Annotated in this window: 13 protein-coding genes; 6 read left to right on the top strand and 7 right to left on the bottom strand. The window is 65.7% G+C overall.

Going from position 1 to position 16,866, the window contains the following annotated elements:
- Positions 1–192: 192 nt before the first annotated feature.
- The 4 genes from AZH51_RS16225 to AZH51_RS16210 are packed head-to-tail and all read right to left on the bottom strand — an operon-like array spanning position 193 to position 4,382.
- A complete protein-coding gene (locus AZH51_RS16225) occupies positions 193–1,239 on the bottom strand; it encodes a winged helix DNA-binding domain-containing protein (RefSeq protein WP_291525895.1) in 1,047 nt (348 codons plus the stop codon).
- Complete coding sequence (locus tag AZH51_RS16220) at positions 1,236–2,438, bottom strand: trans-acting enoyl reductase family protein (protein WP_291525894.1); 1,203 nt, start codon at positions 2,436–2,438, stop codon at positions 1,236–1,238. The genes AZH51_RS16225 and AZH51_RS16220 overlap by 4 nt, the downstream gene beginning before the upstream one ends.
- A gap of 31 nt (positions 2,439–2,469) precedes the next feature.
- The gene (locus AZH51_RS16215; protein WP_291525893.1) at positions 2,470–3,915 is read right to left on the bottom strand and encodes an aspartate aminotransferase family protein; all 1,446 of its coding nucleotides are present in this window, start codon (positions 3,913–3,915) and stop codon (positions 2,470–2,472) included.
- The gene (locus AZH51_RS16210; RefSeq protein WP_367188070.1) at positions 3,912–4,382 is read right to left on the bottom strand and encodes an Lrp/AsnC family transcriptional regulator; all 471 of its coding nucleotides are present in this window, start codon (positions 4,380–4,382) and stop codon (positions 3,912–3,914) included. The genes AZH51_RS16215 and AZH51_RS16210 overlap by 4 nt, the downstream gene beginning before the upstream one ends.
- Before the next feature lie 100 nt (positions 4,383–4,482).
- Here AZH51_RS16210 and AZH51_RS16205 point away from each other — a divergent pair, with 100 nt between their 5' ends.
- From AZH51_RS16205 to AZH51_RS16185, 5 genes are all read left to right on the top strand, one after another.
- A complete protein-coding gene (locus AZH51_RS16205) occupies positions 4,483–5,841 on the top strand; it encodes an L-serine ammonia-lyase (protein ID WP_291525892.1) in 1,359 nt (452 codons plus the stop codon).
- Positions 5,842–5,850: 9 nt separating this feature from the next.
- A complete protein-coding gene (locus AZH51_RS16200) occupies positions 5,851–7,290 on the top strand; it encodes a gamma-aminobutyraldehyde dehydrogenase (RefSeq protein WP_291525891.1) in 1,440 nt (479 codons plus the stop codon).
- Positions 7,291–7,327: 37 nt separating this feature from the next.
- Complete coding sequence (locus AZH51_RS16195; RefSeq protein WP_291525890.1) at positions 7,328–8,782, top strand: NAD-dependent succinate-semialdehyde dehydrogenase; 1,455 nt, start codon at positions 7,328–7,330, stop codon at positions 8,780–8,782.
- Between the two features lie 283 nt (positions 8,783–9,065).
- The gene (locus AZH51_RS16190) at positions 9,066–10,841 is read left to right on the top strand and encodes an oleate hydratase (protein ID WP_291525889.1); all 1,776 of its coding nucleotides are present in this window, start codon (positions 9,066–9,068) and stop codon (positions 10,839–10,841) included.
- Positions 10,842–10,885: 44 nt separating this feature from the next.
- Positions 10,886–12,583 carry an AMP-binding protein gene (locus AZH51_RS16185; RefSeq protein ID WP_291525888.1) on the top strand — a complete coding sequence of 566 codons (1,698 nt, stop codon included), beginning with the start codon at positions 10,886–10,888 and terminating at the stop codon, positions 12,581–12,583.
- 24 nt (positions 12,584–12,607) lie between these two features.
- Here the strand turns inward: AZH51_RS16185 and AZH51_RS16180 are convergent, their stop codons facing one another.
- Genes AZH51_RS16180 through AZH51_RS16170 form a run of 3 tightly spaced genes read right to left on the bottom strand, consistent with a single transcriptional unit; the run spans position 12,608 to position 15,352 of the window.
- Positions 12,608–14,680 carry an MMPL family transporter gene (locus AZH51_RS16180; protein WP_291525887.1) on the bottom strand — a complete coding sequence of 691 codons (2,073 nt, stop codon included), beginning with the start codon at positions 14,678–14,680 and terminating at the stop codon, positions 12,608–12,610.
- Positions 14,681–14,705: 25 nt separating this feature from the next.
- Entirely contained in the window at positions 14,706–15,092 is a 387-nt protein-coding gene (locus tag AZH51_RS16175) for a type II toxin-antitoxin system VapC family toxin (protein ID WP_291525886.1), read from the bottom strand.
- Positions 15,092–15,352, bottom strand: coding sequence for a type II toxin-antitoxin system Phd/YefM family antitoxin (locus AZH51_RS16170; RefSeq protein ID WP_291525885.1), 261 nt, complete (start codon positions 15,350–15,352; stop codon positions 15,092–15,094). Before AZH51_RS16170 ends, AZH51_RS16175 begins: the two co-directional genes overlap by 1 nt.
- Before the next feature lie 316 nt (positions 15,353–15,668).
- On the opposite strand from AZH51_RS16170, the gene dxr reads away from it, so the two are divergent.
- Positions 15,669–16,856 (top strand): 1-deoxy-D-xylulose-5-phosphate reductoisomerase, encoded by a 1,188-nt coding sequence (gene dxr / locus AZH51_RS16165; protein WP_291525884.1) that lies wholly within the window; start codon positions 15,669–15,671, stop codon positions 16,854–16,856.
- Positions 16,857–16,866: the final 10 nt, after the last annotated feature.

Below are 16,866 nucleotides of genomic sequence, written 5' to 3'. Positions count from 1 at the left end.
GGTCGAGGGGGACCTCACCCTCGGGTACGCCGAGCCAAGCCCCGAGCGCGAACCTCGCGAGCGTCGTACCCACCAGGAAGTCCTGAGCGGCAGCGGTCGAACGAAACCGCGAAAGTCTCTGCCACTCAGTGTCATTGAGCCACTCCACGGGGCCAGCCGTCGAGCTGCACCAGACCTGGATGACGTCGGCCATCACGTAGGGAACGAGTCGGAGAGGCGGCGGAGCGCGCGGTCCACCGGACCACGAAGCTCACCGTGGAAAGGTGAGACTTCGATCGGACTGGTCGCTTTCCAGGTACCGACCACCGTTGCGCTATCCAGCACCGTCGGCAGGAAGTAGCCGTTACGACCCGGTACCACCTTCTCAAAATCGCCGGGAGACAACGTGGGAGACCGATCGGCGTACCCCAGGATCAGTTCGTCGAAGGCAGGCAACAGCATCGGCGCCCGCGCCGCCCGTCGCAAGGCGGGGAGGGAGTCCATGACGGCAGGGTCGACGAAGAGCGACCGTCCCTCCACGATGACCTCTTCGAATGACGAAACGATCTGCGGCCACAACGGTTTCACGTCACGCACCAGCAATTTGCTCCACCAGCAGAAGTCCGCCATGGTCGCCGGTCCGTGTGATCGCAGATAGCGTTGCGCGAATTCAACGATGGCGGCCTCACGGGCGAGAGCGCGCGGCGACGGGATCCAGAGGGAGCAGAGCACGAGTTGCTGCTGCCCGTCGATCACCGGTCCGAAACAGATGACCCCATCCAACGCGAGTCGTTGCAGCAGATGGATGAACCGCTGACCGGCTACGTCGACGCCGGCCTCAGCCCAGAGGGCCTTCAGAGCGTTGCGCGAGCGAGAACCGGCGGACAAGGCGGACTCCGTCAGCCGTCGCACTTCTTCCACATCCGAGTCGGCGATACCGAGTTGCCGATGCCGCCCCGCGGCAGCACGCACCGTCGAGGCGGCAGTGAGGGACAGCATCCATTGCAGATCCTGCGCCGGGAGCCAGTGCAACGTGCCGCGCATCGGCCAACTACGCACGATCGCAGCGCTGTTCGCGGCGTCGTCCACTTCTGCGGTCGAGCAACCTGCGCGCAGTGCCAGCGCCGATCGTGACGCCTTCCAGTCCTGCGCCTGCACGCACGTCAGGTGGGTGACTGCGTCGATGATCGACGGGGCCGGGGTCGCCAACTGCTGGGAGATGACCCGCAGCTGTGCGATCTCCGACCCGCTGCGGCTCACGCCGTGACCGGACCCGCAGTGATCGTGAACCCTTGTGCGCGTAGCCGATCCGACAGCACACTGCCGAAGGCGGTGGCTGGCGTGAGGACACCCCCGTGAAGCCCCTCGGGCAACGGCAGCTCATCGCGCTGGGTGGCCAGAGCGAGTGCGCTCTCACCGAGCATGACGCACGTCGCCGCATAACCGGGGTCGCCCTTGGCGGCGACCACGCTGCGGTGACCACCCGATCGGGCCTCGACGCTGAACCGGCCGTTGGTGCGGTCCTCTTCCGACGGACCCTCTCCCGGCTCCGGCACGACCTTGTCGACCAGCGGTGACAGCTTGTCGACCGACAGCGCAGCCATCCCGAGGGCCATACCCTTGGCGATCGCTTCGGCGCGCAGTCGCCCCTGCCAACCATCCCCGGTGGTGAGGGTCTCCCGATAACGGAACCCCTCGCCGTACTCGTGACCAAGCAGGGCATTGCTGCGCCGCACGATCCGGGTGTTGAAGGTGGACATGATGAACGGCGCTGCCCACGAGTGCATTTCGTCGCTGTGCCAGACCTTGAGGGAGTCCTTCCACTCGCCGTTGGGCTCTGCGGAGCGGTCGGGGGAGAGGGCGAACTTATCCAGGGCGATCGCGCGTTTGTCCTTGTCGGACCGCACCTGCGCCATCTGTTCGCGGGCCGAGGCCACGGTGCCGCCGCTGACGCCGCCCTTCATCCGCACGTAGAGGGTGGTCTCGCCCAGCGGAGCAGCGACCTGCGCCAGTTCGAACACGGCCAGGTCGGAGGGGACCGAATCGAAGCCGCAGGAGTGCACGATCCGCGCACCCGTCTCGCCGGCCAGGGCGTGGAAGCGGTCGATGGACTCCCGGACGAAGAGCACCTCTCCGGTCAGGTCGACGTAGTCGGTTCCCGCCGTCGCACACGCTTCGACCAGGGGCAGCCCGTATTTCGCGTACGGGCCCACGGTGCTGATCACGACGCGGGTGGACTCGGCCATCGCCCTCAGCGAGGCCGGGTCCGACGAATCAGCAGTCACGAGAGGCCAATCCACGCCGAGATCGGCATGCACCGCTTGCAGCTTGCTCGGTGAGCGTCCCGCCAGCGCTATCCGAACTCCCTCGGGCGCATGCGCCGCCAGGTGCTCGGCGGTGAGTTTGCCGACGAACCCGGTGGCGCCGTACAGGACGATGTCGTAGTCACGCTCGGTCATGCACCGAGCGTAACCACGCATCCGGCACGCGTCAGAGGATGTCCAGCGCCTCGGTCAGCACGCCCCGCAGGGTCTGCTCGATCCAGTCGAACTCGTCCTGGCCGATGATCAGCGGCGGGGACAGCTGGATGACCGGGTCGCCACGGTCGTCGGCGCGGCAGTAGATACCGGCTTCGAAGAGTGCCTTGGACAAGAAGCCGCGCAGCAGCCGCTCGGACTCCTCCTCGTTGAAGGTCTCGCGGGTCTCCTTGTCCTTGACCAGTTCGATCCCGTAGAAGTAGCCCTCGCCGCGCACGTCACCGACGATCGGCAGATCCAGCAGCTTCTCCAGGGTCGACCGGAACTTCGGCGCGTTGTCGTGCACGTGATCGGTCAGCTTCTCGCGCTCGAAGATGTCCAGGTTGGCCATCGCGACCGCCGCAGAGACCGGGTGCCCACCGAAGGTGTAACCGTGCCCGAACGCCTCGTGGCCCTTGCGGAACGGTTCGAAGAGCCGGTCGCTGGCCATCATGACCCCGAGCGGGGAGTAGCCGGAGGTCAGACCCTTGGCGGTGGTGATGATGTCCGGCACGTAGCCGAAGTCGTTGCAGGCGAAGATCTCTCCGATGCGGCCGAACGCGCAGATGGTCTCGTCGGAGACCAGCAGCACGTCGTACTCGTCGCAGATCTCGCGCACGCGCTCGAAGTAGCCGGGCGGCGGCGGGAAGCAACCGCCGGCGTTCTGCACCGGCTCCAGGAAGACTGCGGCGACCGTGTCGGGGCCCTCGAACTCGATGGCCTCACCGATGCGGTCGGCGGCCCAGCGGCCGAACGCCTTCGGGTCGTCGCGCAACTCTGGTTGCGCACGGTAGATGTTGGTGTTGGGCGCGCGGAACGCACCGGGGACCAGCGGCTCGAAGGGGATCTTCAGGTCCGGGATACCGGTGATCGCCAGCGCGCCCTGCGGGGTGCCGTGGTAGGCGATGGAGCGGCTGATCACCTTGTGCTTGGTCGGTTTGCCGGTCAGCTTGAAGTACTGCTTGGCCAGCTTCCACGCCGACTCCACGGCCTCACCGCCGCCGGTGGTGAAGAACGCGCGGTTCAAGTCACCGGGGGCATAGGTCGCGAGGCGCTCGGCCAGGTCGATCGCCGGCGCGTGGGCGTAGGACCAGATCGGGAAGAAGGCCAGCTTCTCGGCCTGCTTGGCTGCTGCTTCGGCCAGTTCGGCGCGGCCGTGTCCCACCTGGACGGTGAACAGGCCCGCCAGGCCGTCGAAGTACTTCTTGCCGTTGACGTCCCAGATCCAGGCGCCCTCACCGCGCTCGATGATCGGCACGTGCGCGCCGAGGCCACCCTCGGACACCGGTTCGTAGACGGACTGCCGGGTGAAGTGACCCCACAGGTGGTCCCGGGCGGCGACGTACCGGTCGGTGCCTCGGGGCGTCGTACCTGCGCCGGAAGTAGTTGCGGTAGTAGCGGTTTCGGGTGTGGTGCTCATCGCGTTCCCCAGTCGTAGCGTTGTTTCGTCAGGTTGAGATACATCAGGGTCTCGGTCTGCGCGACGCCGTCGACGGCGCGGATCCGGCTGCCCAGCAGCTTCAGGAGGTGATCGTCGTCCTCGCAGACGACCTCGATCAGGATGTCGTAGCGACCTGCTGTCACCACGACGTAGGCGGCTTCGTCCAAGCGGGCCAGTTGGTCGGCCACCTTCTGGATGTCGCCGCGCACGGTGATACCGATCAACGCTTGGCGCTGGAATCCCACCTGGGTGGGATCAGTGACCGCGACGATCTGCAACGTCTCGTTTTCCAGCAGACGTTGCACCCGGGCACGAACTGCGGCTTCCGAAAGGCCCACTTCGCGTGCAATGGTGGCGTAGGGCGCACGGCCATCGCGCTGCAACATGGCGATGATCGCCTTCGCGGTGTCGTCCATGGCGCCCGCGTCGCCGGCGCGGCTGCGCATAGCGTCTGTCACGAGCCCATCCTGACATCGAATCCGTTGTGAAACAACCTTTGAACGATGAATTCGTGTTTTTCCTCCCGCTCGTGGCTATTCTTTCCGTATGGCGCTCAGTGCGTTCGACCTCTATTCGATCGGCATCGGCCCGTCGTCATCCCACACGGTCGGACCGATGCGTGCTGCGCGGATGTTCGCGGGCGGTCTGCCCACCGCCCGCGTGAGCCGGGTGAGCGCGCAACTGTTCGGTTCGCTGGGCGCGACCGGTCACGGGCACGGCTCGGACAAGGCCGTGGTGCTGGGTCTGGAGGGCTCGGCGCCCGAGACCGTGGACACCAGGACGACCGATTCGCGGTACGCCGAGGTGCGGCAGACCGGCAAACTCACCTTGATGGGCGATCACCCCATCTCCTTCGACCCGGACACCGATCTGGTGCTGCATCGTCGCAAGACGTTGCCCACCCATCCGAACGGCATGCTCTTCGAAGCCTTCGATGCCGCAGGCGACTTGGTGGACAGCCACGTCTACTACTCCGTGGGTGGGGGCTTCGTGGTGGACGAAACAGCGACCGGAGCCGATCGCGTCGTGGAGGACGACACAGCGGTCCCGCTGCCGTTCAACACCGGCGCCGAGTTGCTGGCCATCTGTGAGCGGGAGAACTGCTCCATCAGCGAGGTGATGCTGCGCAACGAGATGGCCTGGCGCAGTGAGCAGGAAGTACACGACGGGTTACTGCACCTGTGGTCGGTGATGCGTGAATGCGTCACCAACGGATTCAACGCCCACGGCGTGTTGCCGGGCGGGCTACGGGTGCCCCGGCGGGCGCCGGCGCTCTTCGATGAGTTGATGCAGGCCGGAGCCCGGGATCCGTTGCACGTCATGGACTGGGTCAACCTGTACGCGTTGTCGGTCAACGAGGAGAACGCCGCTGGCGGCCGGGTGGTGACGGCCCCGACCAACGGAGCCGCCGGCGTCATCCCAGCAGTGCTGCACTACTACGCCCGGTTCGTCGAGGGTGCCGACGAGGAAGGCATCGTGCGCTTCCTGCTCACGGCGGCCGCGATCGGCATCCTGTTCAAGCAGAATGCCTCGATCTCCGGCGCCGAGGTCGGCTGCCAGGGGGAGGTGGGCTCGGCCTGTGCCATGGCGGCCGGCGCATTGTGCGAAGTCACCGGTGGCACGCCCACCCAGGTCGAGAACGCTGCCGAGATCGGTATCGAGCACAACCTGGGGCTGACCTGCGATCCGGTCGGCGGCTTGGTCCAGATCCCGTGCATCGAACGCAACGCGATCGCCAGCGTGAAGGCGATCAACGCCGCTCGGTTGTCCCTCAGCGGCACCGGCGTCCACGCCGTCAGTCTGGACAAGGCAATCAAGACCATGCGCGACACCGGTCGCGACATGTCCGTGAAGTACAAGGAGACCGCCCGGGGCGGTCTCGCAGTCAATGTCATCGAGTGTTGAGGTGGAGCTATGACCCGCATCCTGAAGAACTTCATCAACGGCGAGTACGTCGAGGCGCGCAGCGATACGCGCCAGGACGTGGTTGACCCGAGCACCGGACAGGTCGTCGCCTCCGCGGCGATCTCGTCCGAGGCGGACGTCGACGCCGCGTACACCGCCGCGGCCAAGGCGTTCCAGGAGTGGGGACAGACCACTCCGTCGGAGCGGCAGCAGGCGCTGTTGAAGTTCGCGGACGCCATCGAGAAGCGCGCCGACGACTTCATCAAGCTGGAGGCGCAGAACACCGGAAAGCCCTGGGCCCTCACGGAATCCGAGGAAATCCCGCCGATGCTGGACCAGCTGCGCTTCTTCGCGGGTGCCGCCCGTGTCCTGGAGGGTAAGGCCGCTGGCGAGTACATGAAGGGGCACACCTCGTGGATTCGCCGCGAGCCCATCGGCGTCGTCGGTCAGGTGACCCCCTGGAACTACCCGATGATGATGGCAATGTGGAAGATCGCCCCGGCCCTGGCCGCGGGCAACACCATCGTGCTGAAGCCCAGTGACACCACCCCGGAGACCACGCTGCTGTTGGCCGAGGTCGCCTCCGAGTTCCTGCCGGCGGGCACGTTCAACGTCGTGACCGGTGACCGCTCGACCGGTCAACTGGTGGTCGACAACAAGGTCCCGCAGCTGGTCGCGATCACCGGTTCGGTGCGCGCCGGTATCCAGGTGGCGTTGTCCGCGGCGGCCGACGTGAAGCGGGTCCACCTGGAGCTCGGTGGCAAGGCGCCGGTCATCGTCTTCGACGACGCCGACATCGAGGCAGCGGTCGAAGGAATTGCGATCGCCGGCTACTTCAACGCCGGGCAGGACTGCACCGCAGCCACCCGCGTGCTGGTGCAGGAGGGCATCCACGACGAATTCGTCGCTGCTCTGGCCGAATACGCCAAGAACGAGGCCAAGGTCGGTCTGCCGGACGACGCCGACGCGCTGCTCGGGCCGGTTAACAACAGTAACCAGTTGGCGCACGTCACGGGCCTGTTGGAGCGGCTGCCCGACCATGCGTCCATCGCCGCGGGCGGGTCGCGCCTGACCGCGCTGGGTGGTGGCTTCTACTTCGAGCCGACGGTTGTCTCCGGGCTCCTGCAGGACGACGAGGTCAGCCAGAACGAGATCTTCGGACCCGTCATCACCGCGCAGAAGTTCACCGACGAGGCGGAGGCGATTGCGTCCGGCAACGGCGTGCAGTACGCCCTGGCATCCTCGGTCTGGACCAGGGACTTCGGCCGGGCGATGCGCGTTTCGAAGGCGCTCGACTTCGGCTGCGTCTGGATCAACACGCACATCCCGCTGGTTGCCGAGATGCCGCACGGCGGCTTCAAGCACAGCGGCTACGGCAAGGATCTGTCGCTCTATGGCTTCGAGGACTACACGCGCGTGAAGCACGTGATGGCCAACATCGAGTCCTGAGCGTCCTGAAACCCTCTTACTAGCAAGGAGATTCATCGTGGCATCTTCGGCAGCCGTGGACGGCGTCGCCAAGCAGCTCTTCATCGGTGGGCAGTGGCGGGACGCCACCGACGGTAAGACTCTCGTCGTGGACAACCCGGCCACCGGGCAGGAGTTGGCCAAGGTCGCGGACGCGAGTCCGGCCGACGGTATGGCTGCGCTGACGGCGGCGGCGGACGCGCAGAAGGAGTGGGCACGCACCGACCCACGCGAGCGGGGTGAGTTGCTACGGAAGGCGTTCGAGCTCATCACGCAACGGGCGGACCTCTTCGCGGAGTTGATGACTCTGGAGATGGGCAAACCGCTGGCCGAGGCGCGCGGTGAGGTGACGTACGGCGGTGAGTTCTTCCGCTGGTTCTCCGAGGAGGCGGTGCGCATCTCGGGTCGCTACTCGGTGGCGCCATCCGGCGGCACGCGGTTGCTGACGATGAAGCAGCCGGTCGGGCCGGTGGTCATGATCACGCCGTGGAACTTCCCGCTCGCCATGGGAACCCGCAAGATCGGGCCGGCCATCGCGGCGGGTTGCACCATGGTGGTGAAGCCAGCTGCGGAGACACCACTGACCATGCTGGCCCTCGCCCAGCTGCTGGAAGAGGTGGGCCTGCCGGGCGGCGTACTCAACGTCATCACCACCTCGTCCAGTGGCCAGGTGATGGAGCCGATCATCCGTGACCCGCGCACCCGCAAGCTCACCTTCACCGGATCGACTGCGGTCGGTCGGAAGTTGATCGAGCAGTCCGCGCAGCAGGTGCTTCGGGTCTCGATGGAGCTGGGCGGCAACGCACCGTTCATCGTCTTCGACGACGCCGACATCGACGCCGCCGTCGAGGGGGCGATGCTGGCCAAGATGCGCAACATCGGAGAGGCATGTACGGCGGCCAACCGGCTGTACGTGCACGCCTCTGTGGCGGACGAATTCGCCTCAAAGATGGCGACCAAGATGGGTGGCCTGGTCGTCGCGGACGGGATGGACCCGAAATCGCAGGTGGGTCCGCTGATCAACCAGAAGGCCATCGACAAGGTCGAGGCACTGGTCAAGGACGCGGTGGATCGTGGCGCGCAGGTGGTGACTGGTGGTTCGACGACCGGTGAGGCCGGGTTCTTCTACGAGCCGACCGTCATCACCGACCTGCCGGCGGATGCGGACATGGTGCGTGAGGAGATCTTCGGCCCGGTCGCCGCGATCCAGACGTTCACCGACGAGGACGACGTCATTGCCAAGGCGAACGACACCGAATACGGCCTGGCGTCGTACTTCTTCACCCGTGACTTCTCCCGCGCGATCCGGGTGGCCGAGGCGTTGGAGTACGGGATGGTCGGGGTCAACCAGGGCATCATCTCCAACCCGGCGGCACCGTTCGGTGGCGTGAAGGCCAGCGGATTCGGCCGTGAGGGCGGGTTCGAAGGGATCGACGAGTACCTCGAGGACAAGTACGTCGGCATCAAACTCTGAGGAGCCCATCGTTCAGATCGCCTGGTAGTAAAGGGCGTTCGGGAACGGAGTGGTCCCGAGGCTCTCGTCGAACCGTCTGGCAGGAGCACGGAAGTCGATCTGGCGGGCGTCGTTTTCACGCGCGGTCATCGCGTAGTAGGGGTTCCGCGTCGCTCACCGAACGCGCGTGGCGTGATCGGGCAGACCGAAGATTCACTTTGTGGGGTCTTGTCTATCCGTGGCGCCCTTGAAAGGTTGGTACTAGACGGCGGGTATGCCGTCCTCGACGAGGAGAGGGCTGACGATGTACCACAGCAACGGCAATTTCGAGGCGTACGCGCAGGCGATCAAACCCGAGGGGGCTGAGAAGAAGCACGCGTATTTTGTTGGGTCGGGCCTCGCCTCGCTGGCCGGCGCCGCGTTCCTGATCCGGGACGCTGGCGTGCCCGGGAAGAACATCACGGTCTTCGAGGAACTCGCACTGCCCGGCGGCAGCATGGACGGAATCCTCGATGAACACAAGGGATTCATCATCCGCGGTGGCCGCGAGATGGAAGCGCACTTCGAGACGTTGTGGGACCTGTTCCGGTCCGTGCCCTCCCTGGCCAAGCCGGGCGTCTCGGTGCTGGACGAGATGTACGAGCTGCACAAGTCCGACCCGAGCAGTAACCCGATGCGCGCCACCTACGAGCGCGGCAAGGCCGTACCGCAGATGAGTGAGCTGACCCTGACGCCGAAGGCGGTCCAGGAGATCATCGACCTAGCGCTCACCCCGGAGTCGAAACTGGACGACAAGCGCATCGACGAGTACTTCAGCGAGGACTTCTTCGCCTCCAACTTCTGGCTCTACTGGGCCACCATGTTCGCCTTCGAGCCGTGGGCCAGCGCGCTGGAGATGCGCCGCTACCTGCTGCGCTTCATCCACCACGTCGCCACCCTGCCGGACCTCACCTCGCTGCGGTTCACGCATTACAACCAGTACGAGTCGCTGATCGTGCCCCTGGTCAAGCACCTGGAGTCCGAAGGCGTGACGTTCCAGTACAACACCCAGGTCGAGGACATCGGGCTGGACCTGAGTGGTGGCAAGAAGGTCGCGACCTCCCTCGACCTGACCGTCGACGGCACGCAGAAGACCATCGACCTCACCGTCGATGACCTCGTCTTCGTCACGAACGGTTCGATCACCGAGAGCAGCACGTTCGGGGACAACGACCACCCGGCCCCGATCGAGACGGATCACGGCGGTGCCTGGAAACTGTGGAAGAAGCTGGCCGCCAAGGACTCCTCCCTGGGTCACCCGGAGAAGTTCTGCGAGAACATCCCCAGCGACAACTGGGTCATCTCCGGCACCGTCACGCTCACCGACGACAAGATCTGGCCCTACATCCAGAAGCTCACCGGTCGCGACCCGCGGGACGGCAAGATCGTCACCGGCGGTCCCTGTAACTTCAAGGACTCCGGTTGGCTCTACGGCTACACCATGAGTCGTCAGCCGCACTTCGAGAAGCAGGACGTCAACAAGGACCTCGTGCTCTGGGTCTACGGCCTGTTCTCCGATCGCCCCGGCGACTACGTGAAGAAGACCATCAAGGAAGCCACCGGCATCGAGCTGACCGAGGAACTGCTCTATCACCTCGGTGTCCCGGTCGAGGAGATCCCCGACCTGGCGCGCAACAGTGCCAGCACGGTGCCGTGTCACATGCCGTACATCACCTCCTACTTCATGCCCCGCGCCGCCGGGGACCGGCCGCTGGTGGTGCCGGAGGGCTCGCAGAACCTGGCCTTCATCGGTAACTTCGCCGAGACGCCGATCGACACCGTGTTCACCACGGAGTACTCCGTGCGCACCGCGATGGAGTCGGTCTACACCCTGCTCGACGTGAACCGTGGCGTCCCGGAGGTGTTCGGATCGCAGTACGACATCCGGGTGCTGCTGAACGCGTTGTACTACCTCAACGACAAGAAGAAGCTGGCCGACGTCAAGCTGCCGCTGATGACCAAGGTCGTCGGGGCTGCTGCGATGCACAAGGTCAAGGGCACTTACGTCGAGGAGTTGCTGAAGGACGCGGGCCTGATCTGACGACTGGACATCGAACCGCTCGACCCAGGGCATACGGTAGGGACGTGTTTGACGATCGCCCGTGGCTGAGCAGCTATTCGCCGGGTGTCCCGGCTGATGTCGAGATCCCGCCCACCCTGCTGGACGGCCTGTTGCGGCAGGCCGCCCAGCGGTGGCCGGACCGGGTGGCCGTCGACTTCTTCGGCGCCCACACGACGTACCGCGAATTGGATGACCTCGTCGATCGGGCGGTCGCTGGCCTGCGGCAGCTCGGGGTAGGCGTGGGCACGCGGGTATCGCTGGTGATGCCCAACTGCCCCGCGCACATTGTCGCGTTCTACGCCGTATCCCGTTGCGGCGCAGTGGTCGTCGAGCACAACCCGACGTATACGACGGCGGAGTTGCACGAGCAGTTCGCGCTGGCGCAGTCTCACGTCGCTCTGGTGTGGCGCAACCGGGTCGCCGATGCGCAGGAAGCGGTGCGGGGCACCGACGTGCAGCACGTGGTGTCGGTGGACGTCGCTCAGGATTTGCCGCGCAAGATGCAACTGCTCCTGCGGCTACCGGTGAAGGCGGCCCGCACCAAACGCGCCGCGCTGACCGGCGGCCCGACGGGCGATGCGAAGGACTGGAGTGGGCTCTTGCGCACCGAAGCGGGTGCGCGGGTGCCGGTCGACCGGGAACCGACCGACGAGGCCCTGGTGCTGTTCACCGGTGGCACGACCGGGGTGCCCAAGGGGGCGAGCATCTCCCACCGCAATCTGGTGGCCAATGCGACCCAAGGTACGGCGTGGGCAGGCTTCCAGCCGGGCGCCGAGGTGGTCTGTGGTGTGCTGCCGTTCTTCCATGCGTTCGGGATGATCTTCTGCGTCGTGCTTCCACCGATGATCGGCGCGACGCTCGTGGCGTTCCCCAATTTCGACCCGCCGACCGTGATCGACGGACAGAAGCGGGCGTCGTACACCTTCATGCCGGCGGTCGCGCCGATGTTCAGCCGCATCCTGGATGCGGCAGGAGATGTTGACCTGCACTCCATCAAACAGGCGTTCTGCGGAGCGATGCCGTTGGACGCCGCGACCGCGGACCGCTGGGAGAACGCGACGGGTGGTTTGCTGATCGAGGGGTACGGCTCCACGGAGACCTCACCTATCGCGCTGGGCAATCCGGCGTCCGAGAAGCGACGCCATGGCGCCTTGGGAATTCCCTTCCCCAACACCGAGATTCGCGTCGTCGACCCGGATGATCACACCGCCGAGGTCAGCCCTGATGACGCTGGGGTGACGCGAGGAGAACTGCTCGTGCGGGGACCCCAGGTCTTTCTCGGCTACGTCGACCGACCGGACGAGACGGCCAACGTGTTGTCGCCGGACGGTTGGCTGCGCACCGGTGATGTCGTCGAGGTCGACCCGGACGGTTTCGCGGTCCTGGTCGATCGCATCAAGGAACTCATCATCGTGGGCGGGTTCAAAGTCTTCCCGACGGTCGTCGAGGACCACTTGCGCGCGATCCCCGGCGTCGAGGATGTCGCGGTGGTCGGTGTGCCGCGTGGTGTGAGTGGCGACGAACAGGTGGTCGCCGTCGTCGTCGCGAACGGCAAGCCGCCAACGTTGGAGCAGGTTCGTGAGCATGCGGCGCAGCGCTTGGCCAAATACGCCGTGCCGCGGCACCTGCACGTCGTCGAGGAGCTACCGCGCTCGATGATCGGCAAGGTGCAGCGCCGGTTGGTGCGTGAAGACGTCCTGAAGCGTCATCCCGACTCCTGAGGTCACTGCGCTGTGCGCTCCACGTCACTGCGCTCTGCGCGACAACGCGCTGGGCCACCAGGTCTTCGGGCCGATGTCGATGGTCAGCGCGGGCACGAGCAGGGTGCGCACGATGAGCGTGTCGAGCAGGACGCCGAAGGCGACCAGGAACGCGACCTGGACCAGGAAGAGCAGTGGGATCACCGCCAACGAGGCGAAGGTCGCCGCGAGGACCACGCCAGCAGAAGTGATCACACCGCCGGTAGAGGTGAGCGCACGCATGATGCCCTCGCGGGTGCCGTGCTGGAGGGACTCCTCGCGGGCGCGGGTCATCAGGAAGATGTTGTAGTCGATCCCGAGGGCCACGAGGAAGACGAAGGCGAACAATGGCACCACCGGATCGGCGCCGGCGAAGCCGAACGGGCCGTTGAAGAGCAGCGCCGCAACGCCCAGGGTGGCGGCGAACGACAGCACGGTGGTCGCCAACAGGAGCACCGGCGCGAGGATGCTGCGCAGCAACAGCATGAGCACTACGAGCACCACGACCAGCACGACCGGGATGATCAGGTTGCGGTCGTGGATCGAGGTCAGCCGGGTGTCCAGGTCCGTGGCTGTGGTGCCGCCGACGAGCGCATCGGAGCCGGGAACGGCATGTACGGCGTCCCGCAGCTTCTCGACGGTGGCTTGGGCGGGCAGCGACTCGGCGTTGTCTTTCAGGACTACCTGGACGGCGACGCGACCGTCCTTGACGACCGGCTGACCGTCGGCACTCAGGACCTCGGCGGACGCCACACCAGCAGTCGACTTCGCCTTAGCCACAACGTCGTTCGCGGTGTCTTGGGATGTGATGACCCAGGTGGGTGAGCCGCTGCCCGCGTCGAAGTGTTCCGCCTGCAGCTTTGCGCCTTCGACCGAGCCGACCGTGCCCATGAAGTAGTCGGTGGTGGCGATGCCGTCGGCTTTGAAGGTCGGTGCGAACGCGGCAGCCGCCACGAGAATGAGTGTCGTCGTGATCCAGATCTTGCGCGGCTTGGACGCGACCCAGTGCGCTACCCGTGACCAGAACTTGTGCCCCTGTCCGTCGGCCGCTTCATCGCTGACCTTGGGCTCGAACGGCCAGAACGCCTTGCGGCCCAAGAGGGCAAGGGCCGCAGGCAGGAAGGTCATCGAAGCCAGGAAGGAGGCCACGATGCCCAGCGCCGCAACCGGTCCGAGGCTGCGGTTGGAGTTCAGGTCAGACAGCAGCAGGCACAGCACTCCGAGGATGACGGTGGCGGCGGAGGCGGCGACGGGTTCGATGGTGGCGCGGTACGCCGACCGCAGAGCAGCGACCTTGTCCTGGGTGTGCATCAACTCTTCGCGGAACCGGGATATCAGCAACAGCGCATAATCCGTCGCCGCCCCGAAGACGAGGATGAACAAGATGCCCTGACTCTGACCGTTGAGGTCGAGGATGCCCTGTTTGGTGAGGAAATAGACTGCGCCAGAGGCCAATCCGAGCGCAAAGATCGCGGAGATCAGAACGACGAACGGCAGGATCGGGCTGCGGTAGACCACGATCAGGATGAGGATCACGACGCCGCCAGCGACCAGCAGCAGCAACCCGTCGATGCCCTTGAATGCTTCGCTCAGGTCGGCGATCTGCCCGGCCGGACCGGTCACCTTGACGGTCAGCCCGTCCGGCGGGCTGCGCAGCGCATCGCGCAGGGTGGTCACCGTGTCGCCCGGCTCGCCCGCGCTGTCGATCGGGACGAAGACCTGTGCGGCATTCTGGTCCTTGGAGGGGATCGGCGGAGAGATCTGGGCGCCGAAGCCGCTCTTGCCGGCGAACTCTTGGGTCTGTTTGGTCAGCCACGCCTTGTCCGCTGCGGTGATGCCGCCCTCGCGCACCGCGATCACGATCGCTGGCACCTCGCTGGTGTCCTGGAACTTCTCCAGTTCCTTTTGCGCCTTGGTCGACTCCGCCGACGCGGGCAGGAAGGCGGTGTTGTCGTTGGTCGAGACGGAGGCGAGCTTGCCGGCGTACGGTCCGGTGAAGCTACCCACCGCCAGCCAGGCCAGGAGGACCAGAGCTGGGATCAGCCAGCGTTTGCGGGACGTGCCGGACGATGCACTCATGGCGCCATCCTGCCAAGACGGCTTCTCAGGCGGGTGCCAACACCGTGAGCCCGAGTGCGCGCGCCGCGTCACCCAGACGCTCGTCATAGGTCAGCACGCCTTCCAACTCGTCACCCAGTGTCAACGCGCTCGCCAGATGTACTGCGTCCAGGCTGCGCAAGGTGTTGGGCTCCAGCACCGCTGCTGCGTCGAAGATTGCCGACGTTGCTCTCAGGAGAACCAACCGGGCCAGGACATCGCGTGCCGCGCCGACTGCTGCGGGCGCGATACGCCGAGCCGCACGCAACAATTCCGTCCGGGCGAGATCGCTGGAAACCAGCACGGTGCCTGAGGTGGCAAGCTGATGGACCTCGGAGGACTCTGGTTCGTGCACAACAAGTTTCACCAACGCTGAGGTGTCGGCGTAGATCATCAGTAGCGCTCGTCTTCACGCATCTCTTGCAGAATGGAACTGAGCTCAGCTTCGAGTTGTGGAGCGGGAAGATCGGCGAGAGAGCGTAGGGGTGCCCGTGCGGCCCCAGACGCAATCAATCGGTCGAGCAAGGATTCTTCGAGCGGAGTCAGGCGCGCCACCGGACGCCCACGATCGGTGATGGTGACCGACTCCCCGGCTGTGGCAGCAGCAACTACCTGTGACGCGTTCTGTTTAAGCGCGCGAATACCGACATCCATGTGCTACATCGTAGAACAAGACTACATCTGCTGCGATCCTTACCTGGCGATGAAGGCCGCCGCGAATTCACCACGCACTGTCGCGTGTCACCTGACGTAACGTCGACAGGTCCAACCGCAAAGGCTCAGTCGATGACCTGCGCAGTGAAGGGCGTCTGGTTCATCGGGTTGTCTTCGACCTTCGACCACGTCGAGATGGGAAGTCTTTTCAGGGCGGCGAGCGATCCCGCCACTGGGTTTGGTCACCGTTGGCTGGTTCGAACGACTCCGATGCGCCAATGACATCCGAACCCGGTGAAAAAGGGGCAGGGGGAGAATGGCGCCCGTGAGTTCACCACGCACCGTCGCGTTGCTCGGGTCGACTGGTTCCATCGGCACCCAGGCCATCCAGATAATCACCGCCAACCCGGACCGATTCCGGGTGATCGCTATCAGCGCGGGTGGTCGGGATCTTGACCTCGTGGCGCAGCAAGCCGTGCAACTGCAGGCCGAGCTGGTCGGGATTGCCGCGGGGGAGGAGCGAGACCTGGCCACGCGGATAGGTGAGGTCGCGCGGGAAGCCGGGCGATCGGCGTACGTGCCCCAGATCGTCACCGGACCGGACGCGAGCGTGGCGGTCGCGCAGAGTGGCGCCGACGTGGTCCTCAACGGCATCACTGGATCCATCGGGTTGCGTCCGACTCTCGCTGCGCTGCAAGCTAATTCCACGCTGGCCCTCGCGAACAAGGAATCGCTGATCGTCGGGGGTCCGCTCGTCAAGGCCCTGGTGAAGCCGGGTCAGCTGGTGCCCGTGGACAGTGAGCACAGCGCCATCGCCCAGTGCCTGATGGCAGGGACCAAACCCGAGGTACGCCGATTGGTCGTCACCGCGAGCGGCGGCCCGTTCCGCGGCTGGTCACCTGAGCGACTGAAGGAAGTGACTCCCGAACAGGCGCTGGCCCATCCCAACTTCGCCATGGGCAAGGTCATCACCACCAACTCGGCCACGCTGGTCAACAAAGGCCTGGAGGTCATCGAGGCACATCTGCTGTTCGACGTCCCGTTCGAGCAGATCGAGGTGGTCGTTCACCCGCAGCAGTACATCCACTCGATGGTCGAGTTCGTCGATGGCTCAACGGTTGCCCAGTGCGGGCCACCGAGCATGCTGGTGCCGATCTCGCTCGGGCTGGACTGGCCGCACCGGGTGCCGGACGCGGAGGCGCCGATCGATTGGACGCAGGCCCGCAGCTGGGATTTCGAGCCGCTCGACAACGACGCGTTCCCGGCGGTGCGCCTCGCCCGGCAGGTCGGGGAAGCGGGCGCGACGTACCCGGCGGTCTACAACGCCGCCAACGAGGAGTGCGTCGAGGCGTTCCACGCCGGACAGATCGCCTTCACCGACATCGTGCCGACAGTGCAACGCGTCGTGGATGAGCACACCCCTGACACGCAGCTGGATCTCGACACGGTGCTGGCCGCCGAGGACTGGGCGCGGGCGCGTACCCACGAAGTGTTGAAAGACTGACAGACCCGCG

This window comes from Branchiibius sp. NY16-3462-2, from assembly GCF_001594145.1.
Taxonomy (GTDB): Bacteria; Actinomycetota; Actinomycetes; order Actinomycetales; family Dermatophilaceae; genus Branchiibius.
Note: the sequence above shows the minus strand (reverse complement) of the source record. Positions and strands in the feature narration are given on the sequence as shown.